The organism is Marinobacter manganoxydans MnI7-9, assembly GCF_000235625.1.
Taxonomy (GTDB): Bacteria; Pseudomonadota; Gammaproteobacteria; order Pseudomonadales; family Oleiphilaceae; genus Marinobacter; species Marinobacter manganoxydans.
This window is the reverse complement of sequence record NZ_AGTR01000038.1, coordinates 1-22569: the sequence shown is the minus strand read 5'-3', so window position 1 is coordinate 22569 and position 22569 is coordinate 1. Positions and strand designations below refer to the sequence as shown.

At 59.1% G+C, this 22569-nt stretch carries 23 protein-coding genes and 1 pseudogene; 3 read left to right on the top strand and 21 right to left on the bottom strand.

Features of this window, described 5'->3' with window-relative positions; translation table 11 throughout:
* Positions 1–47: 47 nt before the first annotated feature.
* Positions 48–2228: a flagellar biosynthesis protein FlhA gene (flhA, locus tag KYE_RS10525; protein ID WP_008173082.1), complete on the bottom strand. Its 2181-nt coding sequence runs from the start codon at positions 2226–2228 to the stop codon at positions 48–50.
* Positions 2229–2445: 217 nt separating this feature from the next.
* Between flhA and upp the strand changes: the two genes are divergently transcribed.
* From upp to KYE_RS10510, 3 genes are read left to right on the top strand one after another with little or no spacing between them, the layout of a single operon-like run.
* A complete protein-coding gene (upp, locus tag KYE_RS10520; RefSeq protein WP_008173081.1) occupies positions 2446–3084 on the top strand; it encodes a uracil phosphoribosyltransferase in 639 nt (212 codons plus the stop codon).
* A gap of 2 nt (positions 3085–3086) precedes the next feature.
* Positions 3087–4343: a uracil-xanthine permease family protein gene (locus KYE_RS10515; protein ID WP_008173079.1), complete on the top strand. Its 1257-nt coding sequence runs from the start codon at positions 3087–3089 to the stop codon at positions 4341–4343.
* An 11-nt stretch (positions 4344–4354) separates the two neighbouring features.
* Positions 4355–4762 carry a hypothetical protein gene (locus tag KYE_RS10510; protein WP_008173078.1) on the top strand — a complete coding sequence of 136 codons (408 nt, stop codon included), beginning with the start codon at positions 4355–4357 and terminating at the stop codon, positions 4760–4762.
* A 384-nt stretch (positions 4763–5146) separates the two neighbouring features.
* Here the strand turns inward: KYE_RS10510 and flhB are convergent, their stop codons facing one another.
* From flhB to KYE_RS10410, 20 genes and pseudogenes are all read right to left on the bottom strand, one after another.
* Positions 5147–6283, bottom strand: coding sequence for a flagellar biosynthesis protein FlhB (gene flhB, locus KYE_RS10505; RefSeq protein ID WP_008173077.1), 1137 nt, complete (start codon positions 6281–6283; stop codon positions 5147–5149).
* A gap of 6 nt (positions 6284–6289) precedes the next feature.
* The gene (gene fliR, locus KYE_RS10500; protein ID WP_008173076.1) at positions 6290–7075 is read right to left on the bottom strand and encodes a flagellar biosynthetic protein FliR; all 786 of its coding nucleotides are present in this window, start codon (positions 7073–7075) and stop codon (positions 6290–6292) included.
* 3 nt (positions 7076–7078) lie between these two features.
* Entirely contained in the window at positions 7079–7348 is a 270-nt protein-coding gene (gene fliQ, locus KYE_RS10495; RefSeq protein ID WP_008173075.1) for a flagellar biosynthesis protein FliQ, read from the bottom strand.
* An 8-nt stretch (positions 7349–7356) separates the two neighbouring features.
* Positions 7357–8133 carry a flagellar type III secretion system pore protein FliP gene (gene fliP, locus KYE_RS10490; protein ID WP_008173074.1) on the bottom strand — a complete coding sequence of 259 codons (777 nt, stop codon included), beginning with the start codon at positions 8131–8133 and terminating at the stop codon, positions 7357–7359.
* A gap of 4 nt (positions 8134–8137) precedes the next feature.
* Positions 8138–8587 (bottom strand): flagellar biosynthetic protein FliO, encoded by a 450-nt coding sequence (gene fliO / locus KYE_RS10485; RefSeq protein WP_008173073.1) that lies wholly within the window; start codon positions 8585–8587, stop codon positions 8138–8140.
* A gap of 1 nt (position 8588) precedes the next feature.
* Complete coding sequence (gene fliN, locus KYE_RS10480; protein ID WP_008173072.1) at positions 8589–9080, bottom strand: flagellar motor switch protein FliN; 492 nt, start codon at positions 9078–9080, stop codon at positions 8589–8591.
* Entirely contained in the window at positions 9073–10071 is a 999-nt protein-coding gene (gene fliM / locus KYE_RS10475; protein ID WP_008173071.1) for a flagellar motor switch protein FliM, read from the bottom strand. Before fliM ends, fliN begins: the two co-directional genes overlap by 8 nt.
* A 36-nt stretch (positions 10072–10107) precedes the next feature.
* Positions 10108–10617, bottom strand: coding sequence for a flagellar basal body-associated protein FliL (gene fliL, locus KYE_RS10470; protein WP_008173070.1), 510 nt, complete (start codon positions 10615–10617; stop codon positions 10108–10110).
* Positions 10618–10782: 165 nt separating this feature from the next.
* Positions 10783–11973, bottom strand: coding sequence for a flagellar hook-length control protein FliK (locus tag KYE_RS10465; RefSeq protein WP_008173069.1), 1191 nt, complete (start codon positions 11971–11973; stop codon positions 10783–10785).
* Between the two features lie 153 nt (positions 11974–12126).
* The gene (locus KYE_RS10460; protein ID WP_008173068.1) at positions 12127–12474 is read right to left on the bottom strand and encodes an Hpt domain-containing protein; all 348 of its coding nucleotides are present in this window, start codon (positions 12472–12474) and stop codon (positions 12127–12129) included.
* Positions 12467–14224: a PP2C family protein-serine/threonine phosphatase gene (locus KYE_RS10455; RefSeq protein ID WP_008173067.1), complete on the bottom strand. Its 1758-nt coding sequence runs from the start codon at positions 14222–14224 to the stop codon at positions 12467–12469. Before KYE_RS10455 ends, KYE_RS10460 begins: the two co-directional genes overlap by 8 nt.
* 24 nt (positions 14225–14248) lie before the next feature.
* Positions 14249–14554 (bottom strand): STAS domain-containing protein, encoded by a 306-nt coding sequence (locus KYE_RS10450; protein WP_008173066.1) that lies wholly within the window; start codon positions 14552–14554, stop codon positions 14249–14251.
* 122 nt (positions 14555–14676) lie between these two features.
* Positions 14677–15120, bottom strand: coding sequence for a flagellar export protein FliJ (fliJ, locus tag KYE_RS10445; RefSeq protein WP_008173065.1), 444 nt, complete (start codon positions 15118–15120; stop codon positions 14677–14679).
* Positions 15120–16514 carry a flagellar protein export ATPase FliI gene (fliI, locus tag KYE_RS10440; RefSeq protein ID WP_008173063.1) on the bottom strand — a complete coding sequence of 465 codons (1395 nt, stop codon included), beginning with the start codon at positions 16512–16514 and terminating at the stop codon, positions 15120–15122. The genes fliJ and fliI overlap by 1 nt, the downstream gene beginning before the upstream one ends.
* Positions 16495–17388, bottom strand: coding sequence for a flagellar assembly protein FliH (locus KYE_RS10435; protein WP_008173061.1), 894 nt, complete (start codon positions 17386–17388; stop codon positions 16495–16497). Before KYE_RS10435 ends, fliI begins: the two co-directional genes overlap by 20 nt.
* Complete coding sequence (fliG, locus tag KYE_RS10430) at positions 17388–18431, bottom strand: flagellar motor switch protein FliG (protein WP_008173060.1); 1044 nt, start codon at positions 18429–18431, stop codon at positions 17388–17390. Before fliG ends, KYE_RS10435 begins: the two co-directional genes overlap by 1 nt.
* Positions 18424–20133 carry a flagellar basal-body MS-ring/collar protein FliF gene (gene fliF, locus KYE_RS10425; protein WP_008173059.1) on the bottom strand — a complete coding sequence of 570 codons (1710 nt, stop codon included), beginning with the start codon at positions 20131–20133 and terminating at the stop codon, positions 18424–18426. The genes fliG and fliF overlap by 8 nt, the downstream gene beginning before the upstream one ends.
* 15 nt (positions 20134–20148) lie before the next feature.
* Complete coding sequence (fliE, locus tag KYE_RS10420) at positions 20149–20517, bottom strand: flagellar hook-basal body complex protein FliE (RefSeq protein ID WP_008173058.1); 369 nt, start codon at positions 20515–20517, stop codon at positions 20149–20151.
* A 251-nt stretch (positions 20518–20768) separates the two neighbouring features.
* A complete protein-coding gene (locus tag KYE_RS10415) occupies positions 20769–22235 on the bottom strand; it encodes a sigma-54-dependent transcriptional regulator (RefSeq protein ID WP_008173057.1) in 1467 nt (488 codons plus the stop codon).
* 12 nt (positions 22236–22247) lie between these two features.
* Positions 22248–22544, bottom strand: a pseudogene (locus KYE_RS10410) (ATP-binding protein); the annotation flags it as partial.
* Between the last annotated feature and the right edge of the window lie 25 nt (positions 22545–22569).

Genomic DNA, 22569 nt, shown 5'->3' with positions numbered 1-22569 from the left:
CCACCGGCAACGCCGTGCCGGCGCTGTCCGCTCTGTCATCCGCGCCGTTACTGGCCAACGGACGCCACGATCGTAATCTGTTTGTTATCCGGAATTTCCTGGTACGAGAGCACATGCAGGCGCTCTACCCCATAACTGGCAAACTTCGCCAGTACCGGCCTCAGGGGCCCGGAAACCAGCAGAATGGCCGGCTTGCCGAGCATCTCCTGGCGCTGAACACTCTCCTGCAGGGAGCGCTGGAGCTTTTCAACCATATTCGGCTCCAGAACCAGGCCAATATCTTCCTGACCGCCGGATTGTTGACTCTGCTGAACTGACTTTAGCAATAACTGTTCCAGATCCGGGTCCAGGGTGATGACCGGTATCTCCGATTCGTTGCCGCAGATGCTCTGAACAATCATCCGGCGCAGGGACTGCCGGGCTACGGTGGTCAGCAGCTTCGGATCCTGGCTCTTCGGATGCACGTTCACGATGGCCTCGGCAATGGACCGCATATCCCGGATCGGCACCTCCTCCTTCAGGAGGTTCTGCAGTACTTTCAGCAGCAGACTGATGGAAACGGTGGTGGGCACCAGTTCCTCGGCCAGCTTCGGAGAAATCTTCTCCAGCTGATCCAGCCACTTCTGGACTTCCTCATGGCCCAGCAGTTCGTGGGCGTGTTTCTGCAGCACCTGGTTCAGATGGGTGGCGACCACCGTACTGGCATCAACCACGGTATAGCCGAGCGTCTGGGCCTGGTCTTTCTTGTCCGGCTCAATCCAGCTGGCATCCAGACCGAACGCCGGATCCTTGCCTTCAATGCCCTCTATCTTTCCGAATACCTGACCCGGGTCGATGGCCAGTTCGCGGTCCGGATGGATTTCCGCCTCGGCAATGGTCACCCCCATCAGGGTGATGCGGTAGACGTTGGGCATCAGATCCAGATTGTCGCGAATATGGACCGAAGGCATCAGGAAGCCCAGATCCTGGGACAGCTTTTTACGAACCCCCTTGATGCGGCTGAGCAACTGGCCACCCTGGGACTTGTCGACCAGCGGAATCAGCCGGTAACCCACTTCCAGACCGACGATATCGACGGTGGACACGTCGTCCCAGCCCAGCTCCTTGGTCTCTCCGGGTGCCGGCAGCTGACGACCCTGATCGCCACCAGCGTCACCGCCCGGCGGCAGATCCCGACCTGCAGGCCGCGGTGCTGCGCCGCCAGCGCCCCTGGCCGGGAATGCGCCCTCTTCCTCCACGGTCTGTCTCTGGTGCTTCCAGATATACCAGGCAGCGCCGGCCGCCAGGACCCCCAGACCCAGGAAGGCCACGTGGGGCATACCAGGAATCAGACCCAGGATAATCAGGATCGCAGCAGCAATAGACAGGGCCTTGGGCGCACTGAACATCTGCTGGAGGATCTGGCCGCCCATATCCTGGCTCGAAGTAACCCGTGTCACCATGATCGCCGCCGATGTAGACAACAGCAGCGAGGGAATCTGCGCCACCAGGCCGTCACCAATGGTCAGCAGCGCATAGCGCTCCATGGCCAGCCCGAAATCCAGATCGTGCTGAAGCATACCGATGGCGATCCCGCCGACGATGTTGATGGCAAGGATCAGCAGGCCAGCGACAGCATCGCCTTTCACAAACTTGGACGCACCGTCCATGGAACCGTAAAAATCTGCTTCCTGGGCAATCTCGGCACGACGATGCTTGGCTTCGTCCTGATTGATCAGGCCGGCGTTCAGGTCCGCATCAATGGCCATCTGTTTGCCGGGCATGGCATCCAGGGTAAAACGGGCACTCACCTCGGACACCCGGCCGGCGCCCTTGGTCACCACCAGGAAGTTGATGATCATCAGGATCGCAAACACCACCAGACCCACGGCATAGTTACCACCGATCAGTACCGCACCGAAGGATTCAATCACCTTACCGGCGGCGTCACCGCCCTCGTGGCCATTGAGCAGAACAATCCGGGTGGACGCGACGTTCAGGGCAAGACGCAACAGCGTGGCCACCAGAAGAACCGTCGGAAAAGAGGCAAACTCCATGGGCCGCAGTGCGTACACACACACCAGCAGAATGACGATCGACAAAGTGATGTTGAAGGTAAAGAACACGTCCAGCAGGAACGCGGGCATGGGCAGGATCATCATGCCCAGCAAGCCCATCAGCATGATGGGAATGCCAAGATTGCCCCGTGTCAGGGTTTTGACGTTATTGAGGACTAAAGCTCTGTCCATGCCGGATACTTCTCCGATTGGCCGTGCCTGCAGGCGTTTAGAAGGTCGAAAATCTGACACCGGGGCGTCGTTTGGAAGGGTTATCGCAAGATCCGTACCAGCCCTTAGTGGATTGCACGGAACCGGCCATTTTCGGCCTGACTCCCCTTGCCAGATGCGGTATCCTTGCGCCATTTGATCGCGACGCAAAACTCCAACCAGACACACAGGTGACCCCATGCCAATCCACGAGGTAAAACACCCCCTGATCCGCCACAAGCTCGGCATCATGCGCCGTGCGGATATCAGCACCAAGAATTTCCGGGAGCTGGCACAGGAAGTCGGTGCACTCCTGACCTACGAGGCCACCAAAGACTTCAATCTGCAGGAAAAGACCATCGAAGGCTGGGCAGGGCCGGTTAACGTGGAACAGATTCACGGCAAGAAGGTCACCATCGTGCCGATCCTGCGGGCCGGCCTTGGCATGCTTGACGGTGTCCTCAGCCTGATTCCGGTGGCCCGGGTCAGTGTTGTCGGCCAGATCCGCAACGAGGAAACCCTCGAGGCCAGCACCTACCTTGAAAAGCTGGTGGGCGAACTGGACCAGCGTATGGCCATGATTGTCGATCCGATGCTCGCCACCGGCGGCTCAATGATCTCCACCATTGACCTGCTCAAGAAGGCCGGCAGCACCGAGATCCGGGCCCTGGTGCTGGTTGCCGCGCCCGAAGGTGTTGAAAAGGTTCTGGAAAAACATCCGGACGTGTCTATCTACACCGCCTCCGTTGATGAGCGCCTCAACGACAAAGGCTACATCCTTCCGGGTCTCGGCGATGCCGGCGACAAAATCTTCGGCACCAAGCAAAAGGACGTTTAAGAATGCAGGACCATACCAACGACCCGGTCTGGAAACAGGCCATTGCTGGCTCCCAGATGCTGCTGGTGGCGTTCGGCGCGCTGGTTCTGATGCCACTGATTACCGGGCTGGATCCCAACGTGGCCCTGTTCACCGCCGGCCTGGGCACCCTGATCTTTCACGTGGTGACCGGCGGTCAGATCCCGATTTTCCTCGCGTCGTCCTTCGCCTTTATTGCCCCCGTGATTGCCTCCAAAGGCAAGTTCGGCATGGAAGAGACACTCGGCGGCCTGATGGCAGCGGGTATTCTCTATATTTTCCTCAGTGGACTGGTGCGGCTGCGGGGCACCGGCTTTGTCCGCCGCCTGCTGCCGCCAGTGGTTATCGGCCCGGTGATCATGACTATCGGTCTCGGCCTGGCGCCGGTTGCCGTTCACATGGCCTCCGGCCGCACCGGTGATGGCGCCAACCAGCTGATTCCCTACGACACGGCGATCTGGATCGCCATGATCTCGCTGGCCGTAACCATCATCATGTCGGTCTGGTCGAAAGGCATTTTCCGGCTGATTCCGATCATGTTCGGCGTTATCACCGGCTACATCCTCTCCGCGTTTGCCGGTATCGTGGATACCACGCCAATCCGGGACGCCGCCTGGTTCGCCGTTCCCAACTTTGTTGCGCCGGAATTCAGCTGGGGCGCCGTGCTGTTCATGATCCCCGTCGCCATTGCCCCGGCCATTGAACACATCGGTGACGTGCTGGCCATCGGCAACGTGACCCGAAAGAACTACCTGGAAAAGCCGGGCCTGCACCGCACCCTGCTGGGTGACGGCCTGGCCACCAGCGCCGCCTCCATGCTTGGAGGACCGCCCAACACCACCTACTCGGAAGTCACCGGCGCCGTTATGCTCACCAAGAATTTCAACCCCAAGGTCATGTGGTGGGCTGCCTGTGTCGCCATCGTACTGGCCTTCGTTGGCAAGTTCGGCGCGGCACTGCAGACCATCCCGGTCCCCGTCATGGGCGGCATCCTGTGCCTGCTGTTCGGCTCCATTGCCGTGGTCGGCCTTAACACACTGATCCGTCACCAGGTGGATCTGTCACAGTCTCGCAACCTGGTGATCGTGGGTGTCACCCTGGTGTTCGGCATTGGCGGCATGGTTCTTGGCAACCTGGAAGGCATTGCGCTGTGCGCAGTGACCGCCATCATCCTGAACCTGATCCTCCCCGGCAGCCGCGAGGCCTGGGGTAAAGCCGTTTATGAGCAGAAAGCCGACTGACAGCTCCGGCCATGTCCCCCCGCGGCATTCGGTTACGGCAGAAACACCCTCTGCTCCACATGGTCGAAGCCGATCTGCCCGACATGGCCGCCCGCAAGGCCCTCCGCCTGATGGCCACGGGCCGACTGGCCGCCGCCATGGCCAAACGCCCGGGTTCGGTTTACCTCTCCGAAAGCTACTACCAACCCCGCCAGCCGGTGCTGAACACTACCCTCAAAGTGCTCGGTGGCGTCCTCGGGGCCGTTACCCGTAGCGAGGTATCGTTCCACTTCCAGACCGACGAGCAGGCCCGCAAGCACTTCCTGTCCTGCGGCTTTACCTCGACCACGGTCCATGACCCGAGGTCCTGGTATGGGATCCTGCCAATCCCTGAAAGCCGCGGGGAGCCGATGGTTCGGGTTATTGAGGCTGGCTGCTGATCTAGCCAGTTGACTCCTGCCCTAGCCTGCAGTTTCAGGGGAAAGAGGTTCGTGGGGCTGCCTCCCAAAAACCGCTACGAGCACATCCATGTGCGCTTGGCGTCGGCCATCCATGGCCGCCGACATTTTTGGGAGGCAGCCCCACGAACCTCGCAAACCTGACGGGAATCCGCCAAAAGATCGTGAGTTGGATGAGTATTTTTCAGCGATATCGAGGGGGGGGGGTTGATAAGTGGTTGTGGGTGGCCTTTTAAGGACTGTCTGTGGCCATGGATGGCCACAGTCAAGCGCACATGGATGTGCTCGTAGCGTGTCCTGAAAAGGCCACCCACAACCGCGCTAACTCCCAAACCCGCAGGCTACCAAAAGAAACCCAGCTCCAAACTAGACGTCGCGCCGCAAGTCCGAGGGAATCGGGAAATCAGGCATACCGGGCTTAGGCCCACGCCCCTTGCGGAACTGCCGAAGCTGGAACACATAGGCGAGCACCTGGGCAATGGCCATGTACAGGCCATCGGGAATCTCCTCGCCGATGTCGGTGTTGTGGTACACCGCCCGGGTCAGCGGCGGCGTTCTCAGAATCTCGACTTTGTTTTCCCGGGCAATCTCCATGATCTTGAAGGCCACCTCATCGGCCCCCTTGGCCACCACAATCGGCGCAGCCATCGCCTTCTGATCGTACTTCATGGCAACGGCATAGTGGGTCGGGTTGGTGATCACCACGTCTGCGGTGGGCACGTCCTGCATCATCCGGCGCTGGGCCATTTCACGCTGGAGTTGGCGGATCTTGCCTTTGACCTCGGGTTTGCCCTCGGTGTCCTTGTATTCGTCTTTCACCTCCTGCTTGGTCATGCGCAGTTTTTTCTGGTGATCGTAGATCTGGAAGGGTACGTCGATCGCCGCGATGATGATGGTGGCGCAGGAAAGCAGGAAAAAGCTCCAGGCGATGGTCCAGAGTACATGTTCCATGGCCGGCACCACCGGCTCCTCGGCAATGGCCAACAAGTCTTCCGTGCGTAGATCGAGGATCAGAATGGCCAAGGCCATTACCAGACCGACCTTGGCAATGGCCTTTACCAGCTCGATAAGGGAGCGCATTGAGAACATGCGCCCGAGGCCCTTGATGGGGTCCATGCGATTGAGTTTCGGGGCCACGGCTTTGCCGCTGATCAGCAGGCCGCCGATGCCGATGGAGCCGAAGATAGCGGCGATCAGCAGTAATACCAGAATGGGAGAGAGAGCCCAGGCCGCTTCCTTGGAGGATTCAATGAGCTGCACGCTCATGTGGCGCATGTCGAAGATGGCGGAGCGTTCGATAACGAAGCTATCTCGCATGATCGCCTCCAACGAGGCTCCCAGGCTGGCGCCGAACATCAGCATGCCGCCGGCGCCTGCCAGGAGGACGGCCATGGTGGCCAGCTCTTTTGAGCGCGCAGTCTGGCCCTCCTCCTTGGCCTTTTCGAGCCTTCGGGGGGTGGCCTCTTCCGTTTTTTCCTGACTGTTGTCGTCTTCTTCGGCCATAAATCTCTACGGCTGCCCCTGCAATCCCCGCATGAAATCAAAGGTTTCCCGGGCGTACTGATCGAAGTGCGGCAGAAAATTGGCGTGCAGCACCCATATGGCAAACAATCCAAAAATCAGGCCAATCGGGAAACCCAACGCGAAGATGTTCATCTGGGGAGCGGCGCGCGTCATGACACCAAAGGAGATGTTGACGATCAGCACGGCGGTAACCGCCGGCAACGCCAGGAGCATGGCGGAGGCGAACATCCAGCTGATCCGGTGGGCCAGTTCCCAGACTCCGGTCTGGCCTAGGCCTTCCATCCCAATAGGTAGGGTCCGGAAGCTTTCTATAAACACTTCAAAGGCAACCAGGTGGCCGTTCATGGCCAGGAACAACAGGGTGATGGTGATGGTGTAAATCTGGGACAGTACGGGCACGTTCACACCGTTGGCCGGATCGACCATTGAGGCAAAGCCCAGCCCCATCTGCATGGCGATCATCTGGCCGGCAATCACGAACAACTGCCAGAGTGCGGTCAGCGCAAAGCCCATGCCGACGCCGATGAGTATCTGCTGCAGGGTAATGACCACGGCATCGGCGCTCAGGGCTTCCACCTGAGGAACGGGCGGTATCATGGGCGCGATGAGTATGGTCATCAGCAAGGCCAGCCCGAGACGGATCCGGGCCGGCACCAGCTGGGCACCGAAAATGGGGATCACCATCAGGAAGCTGGCCAGGCGGAACAGCGGCCAGAGGTGCTGGCCGACCCATTGGCCGATCACATCCGCGCTGATCTCCGCCGGTATCATCCGTCAGCCAATCAGGTAGGGTATGTTGCCGAACAACCGGTTGGCATGATCCAGCAACTGCGTGAGCATCCAGGGGCCCCAGACGATGATGACAATCAACGTAACCAGCAGGCGCGGCAGGAAGCTCAGGGTCTGTTCGTTAATCTGGGTGGCAGCCTGGAAGGTACTGACCACAAGACCAATCACCAGCCCCGGGCCGATGATGATCGAGGCAAGAAGCACGATCATCCACAGGGCTTCGCGCAGAATGTCGATAACGGTTTCCGGAGTCATGATGCCTCCTATATTCCGTAACTGGCGGCGAGTGTGCCCATGATCAGGGCCCAGCCATCCACCAGAACAAAGAGCATGATCTTGAACGGCAGGGAAATGATGATCGGCGACAGCATCAGCATACCCATGGCCATGAGAACACTGGCCACCACCATATCGATAATCAGGAACGGGATGAACAGGATAAACCCGATCTGGAACGCGGTTTTGAGCTCACTGGTTACGAATGCCGGCATCAGTATCCAGAAGGACACGTCCTGCGGTGTATCGTACTGTGTGTCGGAGATCCGCATGAACAGGGCCAGATCGCTCTCACGGGTCTGTTCCAGCATGAATTTCCGGAACGGTTGGCTTGCCAGCTCGACCGCCTCCAGGGAGGTTACTTCCTCCTGCATGTAGGGTTGCAGCGCCACCCGGTTGGCCTCTTCCAGCACCGGTTTCATGATGAAGATGCTGAGAAACAGGGCCAGGCCGAGAAGAATCTGGTTCGACGGTGTGGATTGCAGGCCAATTGCCTGGCGCAGGATCGCAAACACAACGATGATGCGGGTAAAAGACGTCATCATCATGAGCATGGCCGGCAGGAACGTCAGCGCTGTCATCAGCGCCAGGATCTGCAGGGTTACCGAGTATTCCTGCGCGCCTTCGCCTTCTCCGGGCGTCACTGTGAAAGCCGGTATACCAGGGATGCCGGAAGGCTCCTGAGCCAGCGCCAGTGGCGCCCAGACAAAGCCCGCCAAGACAATCAGGGATGGAAGCAGTCGCTTGATGGTTGCCGCAAGCATGGGGCTAGTCGTTCCTTGTCGGGGAAGTCCAGGATTTGCCGATCATGCCCTGCAGACGCCGGGCAAAATCACTGGAGCCGGCGCTGCCAGCCTCGACAACCGGGTCGTCAAACACATGCAGGGTCCGGATCGCCGATGGGGTAATACCCAACAGGATCTGCTGGCCGCCCACCTCAATCAGCGCGATACGCTCGCGAGCACCAATGGCCATCACCGACACCACCTTGATGGCGTTGTTGTTCATGCCGGTCATGCCATTCATACGGCGGATAATCCAGGCGCAGCCATAGATCACGGCAATCACTGCCACCAGCCCCAACCCCAGGCTGACAATGGTGCCAACGGTATCCGGGGCTCGCACGGGTGAATCAGGGGCAACCGTCTTGGCAGTTTCCTGGGCAAAGGCCGGGTTGATCAGCAGCAGCGCCAGTACCGCAATGGATTTGGACCACATTTTACTTCTGCAACCGCTTGATACGTTCGCCCGGGCTGATCACATCGGTGAGACGGATGCCGAACTTTTCATTCACCATGACCACCTCGCCATGGGCGATCAGGGTACCGTTTACCAGCACGTCCAGCGGTTCGCCCGCAAGCCTGTCCAGTTCGATAACCGAGCCCTGGTTCAGTTGCAGCAGGTTCCGTATCGGGATCTGGGTGTTGCCCACTTCCATGGAAATGGTGACCGGTATATCGAGAATGACGTCGATATCCGGAGCAGGACCACCACCCATGGAGGGTTCGCTTCCGGTCTCGAATTCCTCCATGGGCGCAGCCTGAACATCGTCTTCGGCCTCTCCGGTCTCGCCGGCCTCTGCCATCGCAGCGGCCCACTCGTCCTCGCGTTCGCCCTCATCACCGGACTCTTCCATGGCGGCTTCCCACTCGGCAGCCAGCTTTTCGTCTTCGCTGAGCTCCTGCTCGTCTTTCTTGTCGTCGTCAGCCATTGCGTCCCACCTTCAATTGTTTCTTTACCTTGGGCCTTGATGCCCGCTCATGAATCCGCAGTGCCAGTTTCCCGTCACGGGTCCCCAGAGTTGCCTTGTAAACGGGGATGCCGTTGGCGGTGACCGTCAAATGCTCGGGCACCTCCACCGGGATAATGTCGCCAGCCTTCAGCTTGGCAATATCCCGCAACGAGATCCGACGGCGACAGACCGTCGTGTTGATCGGTACATTGACCTCTTTGATGTCTTCCTGGAGCGCGTTCACCCAGCGCTCATCAACATCGTCAATATCACTCTGAACCCCGGCATCGAGCACGTCGCGGATGGGCTCGATCATGGAATAGGGCAAGGCAAAATGCAGCTCACCGCCGCCGCCGTCGAGTTCAATGTGGAAGGTGCTGACCACGACCACCTCACTGGGGCTGACGATGTTGGCCATGGCCGGGTTCACTTCTGAGCTCAGGTACTCGAAATCCACCTTGAGGACCGCGTGCCAGGCTTCCTTCATATCGTGGAACACCTGATCCAGAACCATCTGCACGATGCGGGTCTCGGTCGGGGTGAACTCGCGACCCTCGATCTTGGCGTGCCGCCCCTCCCCGCCAAAGAAATTGTCCACCAGCTTGAACACCAGCTTGGCATCCAGGACGAACAGGGAGGTGCCACGAAGCGGGCGAACCTTACACAGGTTGAGACTGGTGGGCACGTAGAGGGTGTGAATATACTCGCCGAACTTCATGATCTGCACGCCGCCGGTGGAGACATCGGCGTTGCGACGCATCAGGTTGAACAGGCTGATGCGGGTGTAACGGGCAAAGCGCTCGTTGATCATTTCCAGGGTCGGCATCCGGCCCCGAACGATGCGGTCCTGACTGGCAAGGTCGTAGGACTTTATACCGGTATCATCAGTCTCTTCATAGGTATCAATGTCACCGTCATCCACCCCGTGGAGGAGGGCATCGATTTCATCCTGTGACAACAAGTCCTGCATACGTAGTCCTGCCCCTGAAGTACCGTGGCCCGTGCGCTATTGCACGACAAAATTTCTGAATAACACCCGTTTGATGGCGGGCTCGCCTTCCTGCTCCAGAACCTGATTCACCGTGGTTAGCATCCGCTCGGCCAGGCCACTGCGGCCCTCGGGCGTCTGCAGCTCGTTGAAGTTACTGCTACCAAGGACTGTCACCAGCTGGCTTCGAATGAGAGGCATGTGCAGCTTGGCAGCTTCAAGCGCCTGTGGATCGGTGGACTCCAGCGCCAGATAAGCCTGGGCGTAGCGTTGGCGACCCTCAGCCTGAACCGTGGTAACGATGGCTTTTTCCATCTGGTAGTAGCTGCTGGGAATAAAGGTTTCCTCTGCAACCTCGGTTGCGTCACCCTCTTCCTCCCCCATGCCCGGAAGACCGCCGCCCAGGAACCACAGGGTACCCACCACAGACAGCACAATGGCCAGGATCACCACCACAACCAGCATGATGATCAGTTTCAGTTTTCCCTTCTTGGCAGGAGCCGCTTCAGATTCGTTATTTTCAGCCATAATGTTCGCTTTGCCAGAAATCCGTCACGGGGAGCAATTTTCCGCGACTTTTCAGGATTGGATGCAAAGGGCGGGCCAGAACACCCAACCTTCCCGTTCAGAACAGCAGTTTAGCGTTGCCGGGAAGGATGGGCAAAGGAGATTGGAAGAGAATATCGAAGGGTATCAGGCGAAGATGTCTACTTCGCCTTTCCAGCTGAGATCAAGGCTGCCGGAGCTGATGCCTTCATCGTCCTGATCGCCAGCGACCAGCGATGCCGAACCGCCACCGGAGCCATTATCGTTTCCGGTGCCCTGCTCGCCGGTCTGCTGGCGAGGCGAATCGGAAACATCGAAGCCTGCCAACGACATTCCCTGCTCACCCAGCATATCCCTGAGCCGGTGGGAATGCAGTTCAAGCTGGTCACGGACCACGGGATTGGCCGAATGGACCGTAATACTCGCCTGCTCGTTCTGCACCCGGACCTTGACCTCCATGGGGCCCATGTCCGGTGGTGTCAGGTGGATTTCGGCAACCGACATGTTACGGGCAGTCAGCCAGCTGAGCTTGCCCACCAGTTTGTCGCCCCACTCTGCATGGCCTACCGGCACATCAATGGACGTAGCATAACCTCGTAATGGCGCAGCGTTCTCGGCCGTCAGTTTTGCTGCCCCATTGGCATTATTGGCCGCTTGCTGGGACACCAGATCCATGGCGGACTGGAAGCGGCCAGAATTGATCAACGAGCCGGAATCCGCATTGCGGCCGGAGTCGGTGAGCACTGAGGCCTTCATGACATCTGTCAGTGTCGCATCGCCGGAAACACCGCCGGATCCGGACTGAGCTTTCTGACCCGAGGCCCCTGTGAGAAGGCCACTGAACAATCCGGCAACGGAATTCGCTTGGCCCGAAACACCGTTGGCAGCATTGACGCCGACTCCCGGCATTGTAGCTGACATGGCGGACTCACCGGCACCTCCGGCTTTTGGATTCAGCCAGGACTGCAACTCGACAAAGGTAAGGGGAAGCGCCGTCGGCTCTGATTTGCCATCACCTGCTACAGCGGCCCAGTCCGCGTCCTGTGATTCAGCATCCGTGGCAGCGTTGGCTTTTTCGCCACCCTTTGGATCAGCGTTCGCGTTTGCTTCCGTTTTCGTCTCTGAAGGTGTGTCCCGGGCCGCCCGGGATTCATCGGCAGATCTGGCCTCAGCGGCCCGATCCGCCTTCTGGCGATCGAGCCGCTTTTGCTCAGCCTGGGAGACAGAGTCGAAATCGCTTTTCCTGTCAGCCGGATCTCGGCTGGCTCCGGATTTTGACGGGCCGGGATCTTGTTGCGTCCCGGGCGCGGGGGTTTGGGGAAGAACCATCTGGGCCATGGCAACCTCTTGCCGCTTTTATCGCATTGTCGCCCTCACCTTGCCGGACTTGGCCGGTGCATGGGCGGTTAATCCACTCAATGCGAAGGACAAAGCAATTGTGATGCCAGCGCACACCTGCTTCGCCTGACAAACGGCCTGAATAGACCTGATTCACCCCACCATCAAGCCATCCAGGCCTGCGATTACCTGTTCGAATTCCCGGGCGATGTCATCCAGTAATCCCGAGGCATCGTCCAGCCGGGATTCCTTTCCTGCGATTTCCGCCCTCAGGCAGAGATCGCCAAGTCGTGGGGCGCCAATATTGATACAACTGCCCTTGAAGCTATGGGCCGTCTTGGCAAAGGCGTCACTATCGTCAGCCCTCAGGGCTTCTTGCAATCCCCGAATCCTGTCGCGGGAATCTGCAACATAGGTCTGTATCAGCACTTCGAATTCGTCCTCCATGACGTCTCGAAGCTCAGCCAGTGCCTCCTCGTCCAGGTGTGGTTTATCAGTCATCTCGATTCTCCGCTGTACGGGCGAACTGCCAATCGTAGACAATTTCAACATGATTGCCCTGTTCATGAAACCTGATGGTCTCCGCCAGACGTTTCAACAGCAGCAGGCCCCGCCCTGCATAGCGCCCGCTCATGGTTGGGGAATTACCGGGGGCCACGCTGGGATGATTGTGAAAATCAAACCCTTGGCCGCTGTCCTCACAGATAACACGAAGCCGACCTCCATCCGGTTTCAGGGAATGGTGCAGTGTGAACCGGATGTAGTGACCCTCCACGTTGGCCAGGCGCCGATTGCGCTCCGCGTAGTAGCGGCCAAAGCCCTCCGGTGAGTGCTTCCATTCTGACGGGAGTTCCAGAACACCGTGCTCCAGCGCGTTGTTGTAGAGTTCCGCCAGCAGGGTATAGATTTCGCCGCTCTTCCGTCGAAGACCCGGCACCTCCATACAGATATGAAGCAACAGAGGCAGGGGACTGAACTCTCCGAGGGTCCTTTCCCGGATTTCATAGCTGCAGCGCCATTCCGCCGGCCCGGCAAGAGCAGACGGTGCGGCACGATCTGGCAGGGTAGCCAGCCCCGCCTCGTCCATCATTTCCAGACAACAGAGCGTCAGGTCATCGCCATCCTCAAAGTTGCCGGTGAACCGGTGAACCGCGGACATCATGGCATCGAACGGATGGTCCCCATCGTCCAGCCGGTCAAGCGTGCCGGTAACGCCCTGCTCACCGAACACGTTGCCGGCGCTGTCGGCAGATTCCAGAAAGCCGTCGGTCATCATCAGCACTCTGTCGCCAGGGGCGGCACCAACCCTCTCGAAATCGGCATTGAACTGATCTGGTGCAAGGATACCGAGGGGAAGATGCCGCGATGGCAATGCCAGGAGTTCTCCGGTGGTCCGGATCAGCCAGCCATCCGGCAGACCGCCGTTCCAGATCTGCAACTGATTAAGTTTGAAATCCGCCTCAATCATGGCGCCACAGCAGAACATGCCCGTCGGCAGAATCCGTTTGAGTTTCTGGTTGATCTCGCGCAACACGTCCTGGCCGTTAAAACCCTTATTGGCCATGCCGTAGAAGATCTCGGCTACAGGCATGGCGCCGATGGCAGCCGGCAGACCATGGCCGGTGAAATCCCCCATGAAGATCAGCATCCCGCCCGCCGGCCGGGGCGAGGCAAACAACACATCACCATTGAAAATGGACAGGGGCGAAGCGTGATAACGAATATTGGAGGCATCCAGGCAGCCGGAATGAGCCACGTTATCGAAGACCCGTTTGGCGATTTCCTGCTCTTCGGTAAGTTGTCGGTTGCGCTCACGAATGAGATCCCGCTGATCCGAGAGGGTCCGGTGCATCAATCGCATTCGGTTGAAAGCCTTGATCTTGGCTTCAATGATGATCCGGTTATAGGGCTTTCCCAGGAAGTCATCGCCACCGGCCTCCAGACATCGGGCCAGGGCACCGGCTTCAGACAGGGAGGTCAGGAAAATCAGGGGGACCAGCCGTTCGCCAGCCAGGAGCTTGATCTGACGGGCCGCTTCCATGCCATCCATGACAGGCATCAGGGCGTCCAGCAGCACCAGATCCGGCGCCTCCCGCTGGAAAACAGAGACCGCGTCCAGTCCGTTTGCAACATCAAGGACTTCGTGCCCCAGTCGCTTCAGCAGTGTTTTGAGGATCAGGCGATCGCTGTCTGAATCGTCAGCGATCAGTATTCTCAGGGGACGGCTATGTTCTGCAACGGAATCATCCATGAGTACTCCGGCAGTCCGCGAGCATCAGCGGATATTGAAAAGTTGCTCGAAATTGGAGATTGAAAGGATACGACGGACATCGTTATTGCAGTTTTCGATGACGATTCCGGCACTGTCACCTCCGGCATAATCACGGAGCAACAACAGCATTCCCAGCGCCGAGCTATCGAGGTAGGTGGTGTCAGACAGATCCACAATGTAATTCCGGATGTGCGGATCACCGTGCTCGTAAGCATCACGGAACGCCTGATGGGTGCTGAAGTCGAAACGCCCCTCTATCCTGATAACAAGAGTCTGACCGTCATCATAGCGGCGCGTCTGGATCGGCATTCCAAAACCTCCCGGGCTATCAAGAGCAGCATTTGACCGGCGTGTTCTACCAGCCCTACATCCGGTAAGGATAGCTGAGTGGTCTGATTTTGCATCTGTATTTGCTTGATGCGGAGCAAGATTCAGCGTCGACGTTGGTTAAAAGCCCGCCCCGCGGCCTCATCCGAAAGCTTCTGTTCCCGGAGATCCTGCTCCCTCTGCTCCTGCTGGCGGCAGGTTTCTATGTATTTTTCCATGCCACGCCGGCGCTCCCAGGCGTGCTGCCATTCCTTTTTGCGCGCCTCGAAGACCTTTTCCGCCTGCTCCAGCTGCGTCTGTTGCTGCCGGATTACCTGATCCAGTTGCGCAATAAAGGCCTGCCACGCCTGGAGCCTGGACACCTGCACAATCCCCTGTTGGCTGTTGCGAATCTGATCCCGGTACTCCTGCTGGTAGCGATTCAGGTTCTGGACCTGTTCGCGCTGCTGCTCCGCCAGCTTCCTGGCCTCTCCCATTCGCTCCAGGGCTTCCTGCTCCTTGCGCTCCTCCAGGGAAAGAACCACTTCCAGACGCCGGGAACGCAGCATCAGGCATCACCTCCGCCGCCAGCTGCCGGATTCGGCACGGCCGACTTACGCCGATCGGGGGATCGACGCTCTGGCACCACCGCCAGCAACTGGTCAACACTTTCCTTCAGTGGTGCACTCTCATTCAGGCCCTGCTGCAGGAACTGGCGCATATTACCGATGTGAGTGATGGCAAAATCGGTCTCGGGATCGGAACCCTTCACGTAAGCGCCGACAGAGATCAGATCCCGGGCCTGCTGGTACCGTGAGTACACCTGCTTGAATCGCTGGGCCCTGGAAAAATGTTCGGTCTCGGTTACCTGCGGCATCACCCGGCTGATCGACGCTTCCACATCAATGGCGGGGTAGTGTCCCTCTTCGGCAAGCCGGCGGGAGAGTACGATGTGGCCATCCAAAATCGCCCGGGCAGCGTCTGCAATCGGATCCTGCTGGTCATCGCCTTCGGTCAGTACGGTGTAGAACGCCGTGATAGAACCACCTCCGGGGCGACCATTGCCGGTTCGCTCCACCAACTGGGGCAGTTTGGCAAATACCGAGGGCGGGTAGCCTTTGGTCGCCGGCGGCTCACCCACGGCCAGCGCAATTTCCCGCTGGGCCTGGGCGTAACGGGTAAGAGAATCCATCAACAGGAGCACGCGTTTGCCCTGATCCCGGTAATACTCGGCAATCCGGGTGGTCAGCATGGCGGCGCGCAACCGCATCAGTGGCGAATCGTCCGCGGGCGCGGCCACCACCACCGAGCGGGAAAGGCCCTCTTCGCCCAGGATGTCTTCGATAAACTCCTTTACCTCGCGGCCCCGCTCACCAATCAGGCCCACCACGGTGATGTCGGCATCGGTAAAGCGGGTCATCATGCCCAGCAACATACTCTTGCCCACGCCGCTGCCGGCAAACAGACCCAGGCGCTGCCCCTGGCCGACGGTCATCAACGCATTGATCGCCCGTATACCCACATCCATCGACTGCCGCACCGGGGCGCGGTTCAGCGGGTTGATAATATCGCCGGTGAGCGCCACGCTGGCTTCGGCCTGCAAGGGGCCTTTTCCGTCCAGGGGCTCGCCACTGCCATCGACCACCCGGCCAAGCAGCTGGGGGCCAACCGGCACCCGGCTTGCGGCAGACAGAGGCACAACCCTGGCACCGGGCTTGAGCCCCTCGATTGCTGTCAGGGGCATCAGATACACCCGGTCGTCCTCAAAGCCCACCACTTCCGCCTCAACATTACCGGTGTTCTGGCCAAAAATGACACAGCGGTCACCGACCACCATGGGGCAGCCGACACATTCGAGGGTAAGGCCCACCATGCGGGTCAGTCGGCCGGAAAGTTCAGGCTCGGGCTCGCTTCCCAGAAACTCCTGAAAGCGGTTGAGGCGATCAGCGAGGCTCGAGGTCATCACCGTCACCTGTATTTTGCGCCGGCTTCGGATCGTCTGAGGAATCCCCGGTCTCCGGGGAATCCAGCACGTCCCGATGGAAACCGGTCAAGTCTTCCATCATGGAGTCCAGTTCCTCGGTTTCTCCGCCCTCACTGTCGCTCATCTGCTGGTCCAGCATGCTCTGCACGGCCCGCTGGAAACGTTTCTCAACCGTGAAATCCACCAGGCTGTGACGGGTTTCCACCTTACAGCCACCGGGCAGAATACTGGCGTCTTCAATGACGGAAGCGGACGCTTCGAGGCGGGCGGTCACCTCGCGAACCATTTCACAGTCTTCCGGGTTTATATGGATGCGGATGTTTTCCGCGGTGGAGGGTAGCGCCTCCATGGCGCGGCGAACCACGTGACGGATCTGGGAGGAGTCGATGGTCAGTTCACGATAGACCACCGCCCGGGCCAGAACCGTGGTCAGGTTGACCAGAGAGGTTTCAAGTTCGTCCTCGTGGCGCTTGATCGGCAGCAGTAACTCACCGAGTAGATGTTCGAGACGGTCAAGCTTGGTGTCGATTTCCTTGCGGGTATCGTCGTAGCCCTGACTTTTGCCTTGCTCCCTGCCCTCTGCCAGGCCGGTTTCCAGCCCCTCCTGGTGGCCTTCCTCTTTGCCGGCCTTCAGGCCATCCTGGTAACCCTGTTCCCGGCCCTCGTTATAGCCGTCTTCCCGGGCCGCCTCGCGAATCTCGTCAATGTCGGCGGCGGTGAGGGGCTTGACCTCGCGCTCCTCTTCCCGCGCTACTTCATTGCCACGGGCATCCAGCAGGGGCAGCTCCCACCGTTCATAGGCGGTCAGCTGTTCCTTGGGAATGCGATTGACGTCACGGGTGGAATCTTTCATCACATCATTTCTTCGCCGGCACCGCCGAGGGAGATTTCACCGGCCTCGGCCATACGGCGTGCAATGGTGATAATGTCTTTCTGGGCGGATTCAACTTCGCTGACCTTGACCGGCCCCTTGGCCTCAAGATCATCCTGCAGCAATTCCGCAGCGCGTTTGGACATGTTCTTGAAGATCTTGTTCTGAACCTCCTCGTCGGCGCCCTTGAGGGCCACCACCAGCACTTCCGAGGACACTTCCCGCAACAGCGCCTGGATTCCGCGGTCGTCCACTTCCTTTAGGTTATCGAACACGAACATCAGGTCTTCGATGGTGCTGGCAAGGTCCGGATCCATATCCTTTATGGAATCCATCAGATTGCCTTCGATGCTCCGATCCATGAAGTTCATGATGTCCGCTGCGCGCTTGACCCCGCCAATGCGGCTGGTCTGGGAGGCGGCGCCACCCGAGAACTGCTTCTCCAGGATATCGTTGAGTTCCTGCAAGGCCTGGGGCTGGATACTCTCCAGTGACGCAACACGCATCATCACATCAAGGCGGACCTTCTCATCCAGGGTGCCAAGAATTTCAGCGGCCTGATCCGGATCCAGGTAGGAAATAACAATGGCCTGGATTTGCGGGTGTTCATAGCGAATGATGTCGCCAACGGCCCGGGGCTCCATCCACTTGAGAGTATCGAGGCCGGTGGTATTGCCGCCAATCAGGATGCGATCGATCAGGCTGGATGCCTTGTCGTCGCCGAGCGCCTGGGTGAGCATCGTCCGGATGTACTCGTCATTGCCTACGCCAAGCCCGGTCTGCCCGCCTACGGCATCAACAAACTGGTTCATCACGTAGGTCACTTCGTCCTTGCTGACATCCTTCATCTGGGCCATGGCCACGCCCACACGCTGGACCTCTTTGGGGCCCATGTGCTTGAGGATTTCTGCGGCATCCGCTTCGCCCAGTGACATGAGCAGAATCGCAGCCTGCTCCACACGCGGAATTTTTCGCTGCGGCTTTGACGGCTCACCGCCACCCTGTTGATTGGCTTGCTCAGTCATCGACGTTCACCCACTGGCGCATTACCTGTGCGACCCGCGCCGGGTCTTCGGCAATCAGCCCTTTCAATGCGTTCAGCTGCCTATCATAACCGTCTGTGGCACCCGGCAAAAGCAGATCATCCTGGGCGGACATGGCCTTGCGGAGCTCATCTCCACCCTCGATGTCATCAAGGCCCCCGTAACCACCGCCACTGCCGGAGCCGGAATCCAGGCCGCGTTCCCGCTGGCCACCGCCGGACAGGCTTTTAAGCGTTGGGCGCAGCAACCCCAGCACAAGCACCAGAATCACCAGGCCTGCGAGCACTTGCTTCATCAGATCCCAGAACCAGGGCTGTTCCCAGAAGGCCGGAGCCTCGAATTCAACGGATTCTTCCTGCGCAAATGCGGTATTCATCACCGTAACACTGTCACCCCGGGCAGCTGAATAGCCCACGGCGTCCCGAACCAGCATGCTGAGCCGCTGCAGCTCCTGCTCCGGCCAGGGCTCGTAGCTGACTTCGCCCGTTTGTGGATCCACTACTTTCATGTCGTCCACCGCCAGAGCCACGGTCACCCGCTTGACTCTGCCCAGCTCCTGACGTCGGTAGCTGACAGTACGATCCATTTCATAATTCCGCGTGGATTCACTTCGCACGTTGACCGGTGCTGGCGCCGCCTGCTCACCATCACCGCCGGCAGCCTGCTCTGGCACCGTAGCATTAGCCGGCGGCTGGTTTGCCAGCGCACCGGGAATGCCGCCCTGTGCGCCGGCAGTGCGCCGTTCGGTCAGCTCACGCTCACTGCGCACCGCCTGCTGTTCGGGGTTGAACAATTCCTCTGCCTGCTCCACCGAGGAGAAATCGAGATCCGCCGACACTTCGGCACGATAGCGGCCATCACCCACGATGGGTCCGATGAGAGAGGCAACCCGACGTGTCAGACGCTCCTCGACTTTGGCGGTGTATTCGTATTGGTCCGCCATCTGATCCGCACTGCTCTGACTTTGCTTGCCCGTCAACAGATTGCCGTTTTGATCGACAACGGTTACGTGTTCCTTGCTCATCATGGGAACACTGCCGGCAACCAGATTCACAATAGCGTTGATCTGTTCCTGTTCTGGCCGGCGACCAGCGAAAACTTCAAGAAACACCGAGGCAGAGGGATCACGGGCATCGCGAACAAAGACAGAGCGCTCCGGGATAGCCAGGTGCACACGGGCATTCCGAACGCCACGCATGCTGGCAACGGTGCGGGCAAGCTCACCCTCAAGCCCGCGCCGGTATGAGATGGTTTCCATAAACTGCGACGTGCCGAGACCACGCTCCTGGTCCAGCAGCTCGTAGCCCATGGTTTGACGATCGGTGACACCTTCGGCCGCCAGCTTCAAACGGGCGTTGTAGACCTGATCCGAGGGAACCAGCAATGCGCCGGTACGCGGATCCATCTTGTAGTCGATACCGTTGCTTTCGAGGATGGTGGTCACATCCTGGGGATTGTAGGATGAAAGATCACCCACCACCGGCTGATAGTTCGGCTCCTGAGCCCAGAGCACGACCGCCAGCCCCAGCGCCACGCTGGCGGCAAGCCCCACCATAAGCCCGATCTGGCGCAGCAGGTTGAGCCGGTTGAACCCCATGAACAGGTCGCTGCGGCTCTCTGGCGCGTCTCCCTCCCGGGCTGCGGGCATGTTGGAGGCATTGGTTTCTGCAGGTACGCTGGCCATGACTCTGCTCCGTTATCAGATCGGCATGTTCATAATGTCTTCGTAGGCCCGAACCACCCGGTTACGTACCTGGGTCAGCGCTTCGAAGGAGACAGAGGATTTCTGGGCGGCAATCATCACACGGGTGATGTCTACGTTCGGATCGCCCATGTCGTAGGCGGTTCGCAGATCCCCAGCCGTTTTCTGGAGGTCGTTCACGTTGTTCACCGCGTTGCTAAGCATGTCATTGAAGCTGGGCGTCTCCTGGGTTTCCTGAACCTGGCGAGGGCCGTCTATGCGACCACGAACCGATTGATCCTGCTCGACCCGCTGGTTCTGCATCATCTGTGAACGCAGGGACCGGATATCGGACAAAACACTGTTGATGTCGGCACGCTGAACCATAACTCTCTCCTGGCTCCGCCCTCCCAGGGACGGAATTGCTCTTGGGATGATCTTAGCTCCAGTAAAGCAATTGGCAGGCCAAGTAGATTTTAGATATAAATATCAGATGGTTATGAACCAAAGGACGGAATCTTGAAAGTTCCATGACGGACTTTTGACGAGGGGCAGGATGACCCCACCGGCATGGGGAATCGAAGATAAAAAAACGGCACCCCGAGGGGTGCCAATGAAGGAGTTCGTCTTGCAGGGGGTCAGACCAAGGCCATCTCGGCGTCCAGATCGATTCCGGCGTCGCGCATCTGGGCCAGCTTGTACCTGAGCGTGCGGGGGCTGATCCCCAATTGCTCTGCGGCCCTGTTGCGACGCCCACGCTCTTTCCGGAGTGTCTGAATAATAATACGGAATTCCTGCTGCCTCAGATCATCTCCCAGCGAAACCGCGCCCTCCGGCTCGTCACTGCGCAAATGAGAAGGTTCGTCTAGGGGGGAAAAGCCAGAGTCTGAAATATCCGGCTCGCCCGCTGCTATGTTGGCAACGGTTTCGGTCATCGAAACCGGCGCCGCGCTGCGAAGGTCCGGCCGGCCGGTGATGCCCAGCTCCAGACACAGATCGCCAGAGTGAATGACATTTCCCTGGTGCAGCACCAGCGCTCGCTGGATGGCATTGTCCAGCTCCCGCACATTCCCCGGCCATTGATGATTCATAAGCGCACTTTTTGCGTCCTGGGCAAAGGTAATCCCGGTCAGCTTCATTTTGCGGCAATGCTTTTTAAGCAGCGAAGTAGCCAGTGGCATGATATCCAGCGGCCGCTCCCGGAGCGGCTGCCAGTGCATCGGGAACACTGTCAGACGGTAATAAAGGTCTTCCCGGAACTTGCCTTCGCGAACGTAATCCGCCAGATCCCGGTTGGTGGTCGCTACAACACGGACATCCAGGCTGATGGTTTTGCGACCACCAACCCGCTCCACTTCCCGCTCCTGCAATACCCGCAAGAGCTTGGACTGAAGCCCCAGATCCATCTCCGAAATCTCGTCCAGCAGAATGGTGCCGCCGTTGGCCTGCTCGAATTTGCCGGGCGAGGAGGCGACGGCACCGGTAAAGGCACCTTTCTCGTGACCGAACAGGATAGCCTCCAGCATGTTTTCCGGTATTGCAGCACAGTTGATCGCTACGAACGGCTGCTCTGACCGTGGGGACTGCTGGTGAATGAACCGGGCAAGGACTTCCTTCCCAGTTCCGCTTTCCCCCGAGATCATGACGGTGGAATCGCTGCCGGCCACTTTGGTCGCCAGCTGGAACATCCGCTTGCTGATCGGGTCTTCTGCCACCGGTTCATCACTGGCTTTCTCACGCCCGCCGCCAACAACCTTGCTGACGGCATCCACCAGGAAACGCGGTTCGAATGGCTTCACCAGATAATCGATAGCACCGGCCTGCATGGCGGATACCGCATCGCTGATCTGGCCATAGGCCGTGATCAGCATCATCGGCAGGCCCGGGTACAACCGCTGCACCTCTGCCAGAAGCTGGTGCCCTGACAGACCCGGCATGTTGACATCACTGACCACCATATCCACCGGAGCCTCGGCCAGTCGCTCAAGGGCTTCGCTGGCATTGCATGCTTCCCGAACCCGGAATTTTGCCAGTTCGAGGGTGGTTACCAGCGCTTCACGCAGGTCATGGTCGTCCTCAACAATCAGAATCTGGGCCTTGGCCATGGTTGCCTCCGATCAGTGTCTGTTACGTAATTGCGGCAAACGCAGGGTGGCTACAGCACCGCCCTGCTCCGGCGATTCAATGGAAAACCGTCCCTGATGCGCCTTGATAACGGCCTGCACCACCGCAAGGCCGAGACCCGTGCCATGGGACTTGGTTGTATAAAAAGCTTCGGTCAGCCGGGCAGCGTCCGAGGGCTCAAAACCTGGGCCGTTGTCCACAACCCGGATGACCAGTTCCCCGGTTTCCTCGGTTACCCGAACCGCCACATGGCGAGCGCCGGCCTCCAGGCTGTTATTCACCAGATTGGTACAGGCGCCAACTAGTGTCCCTTAA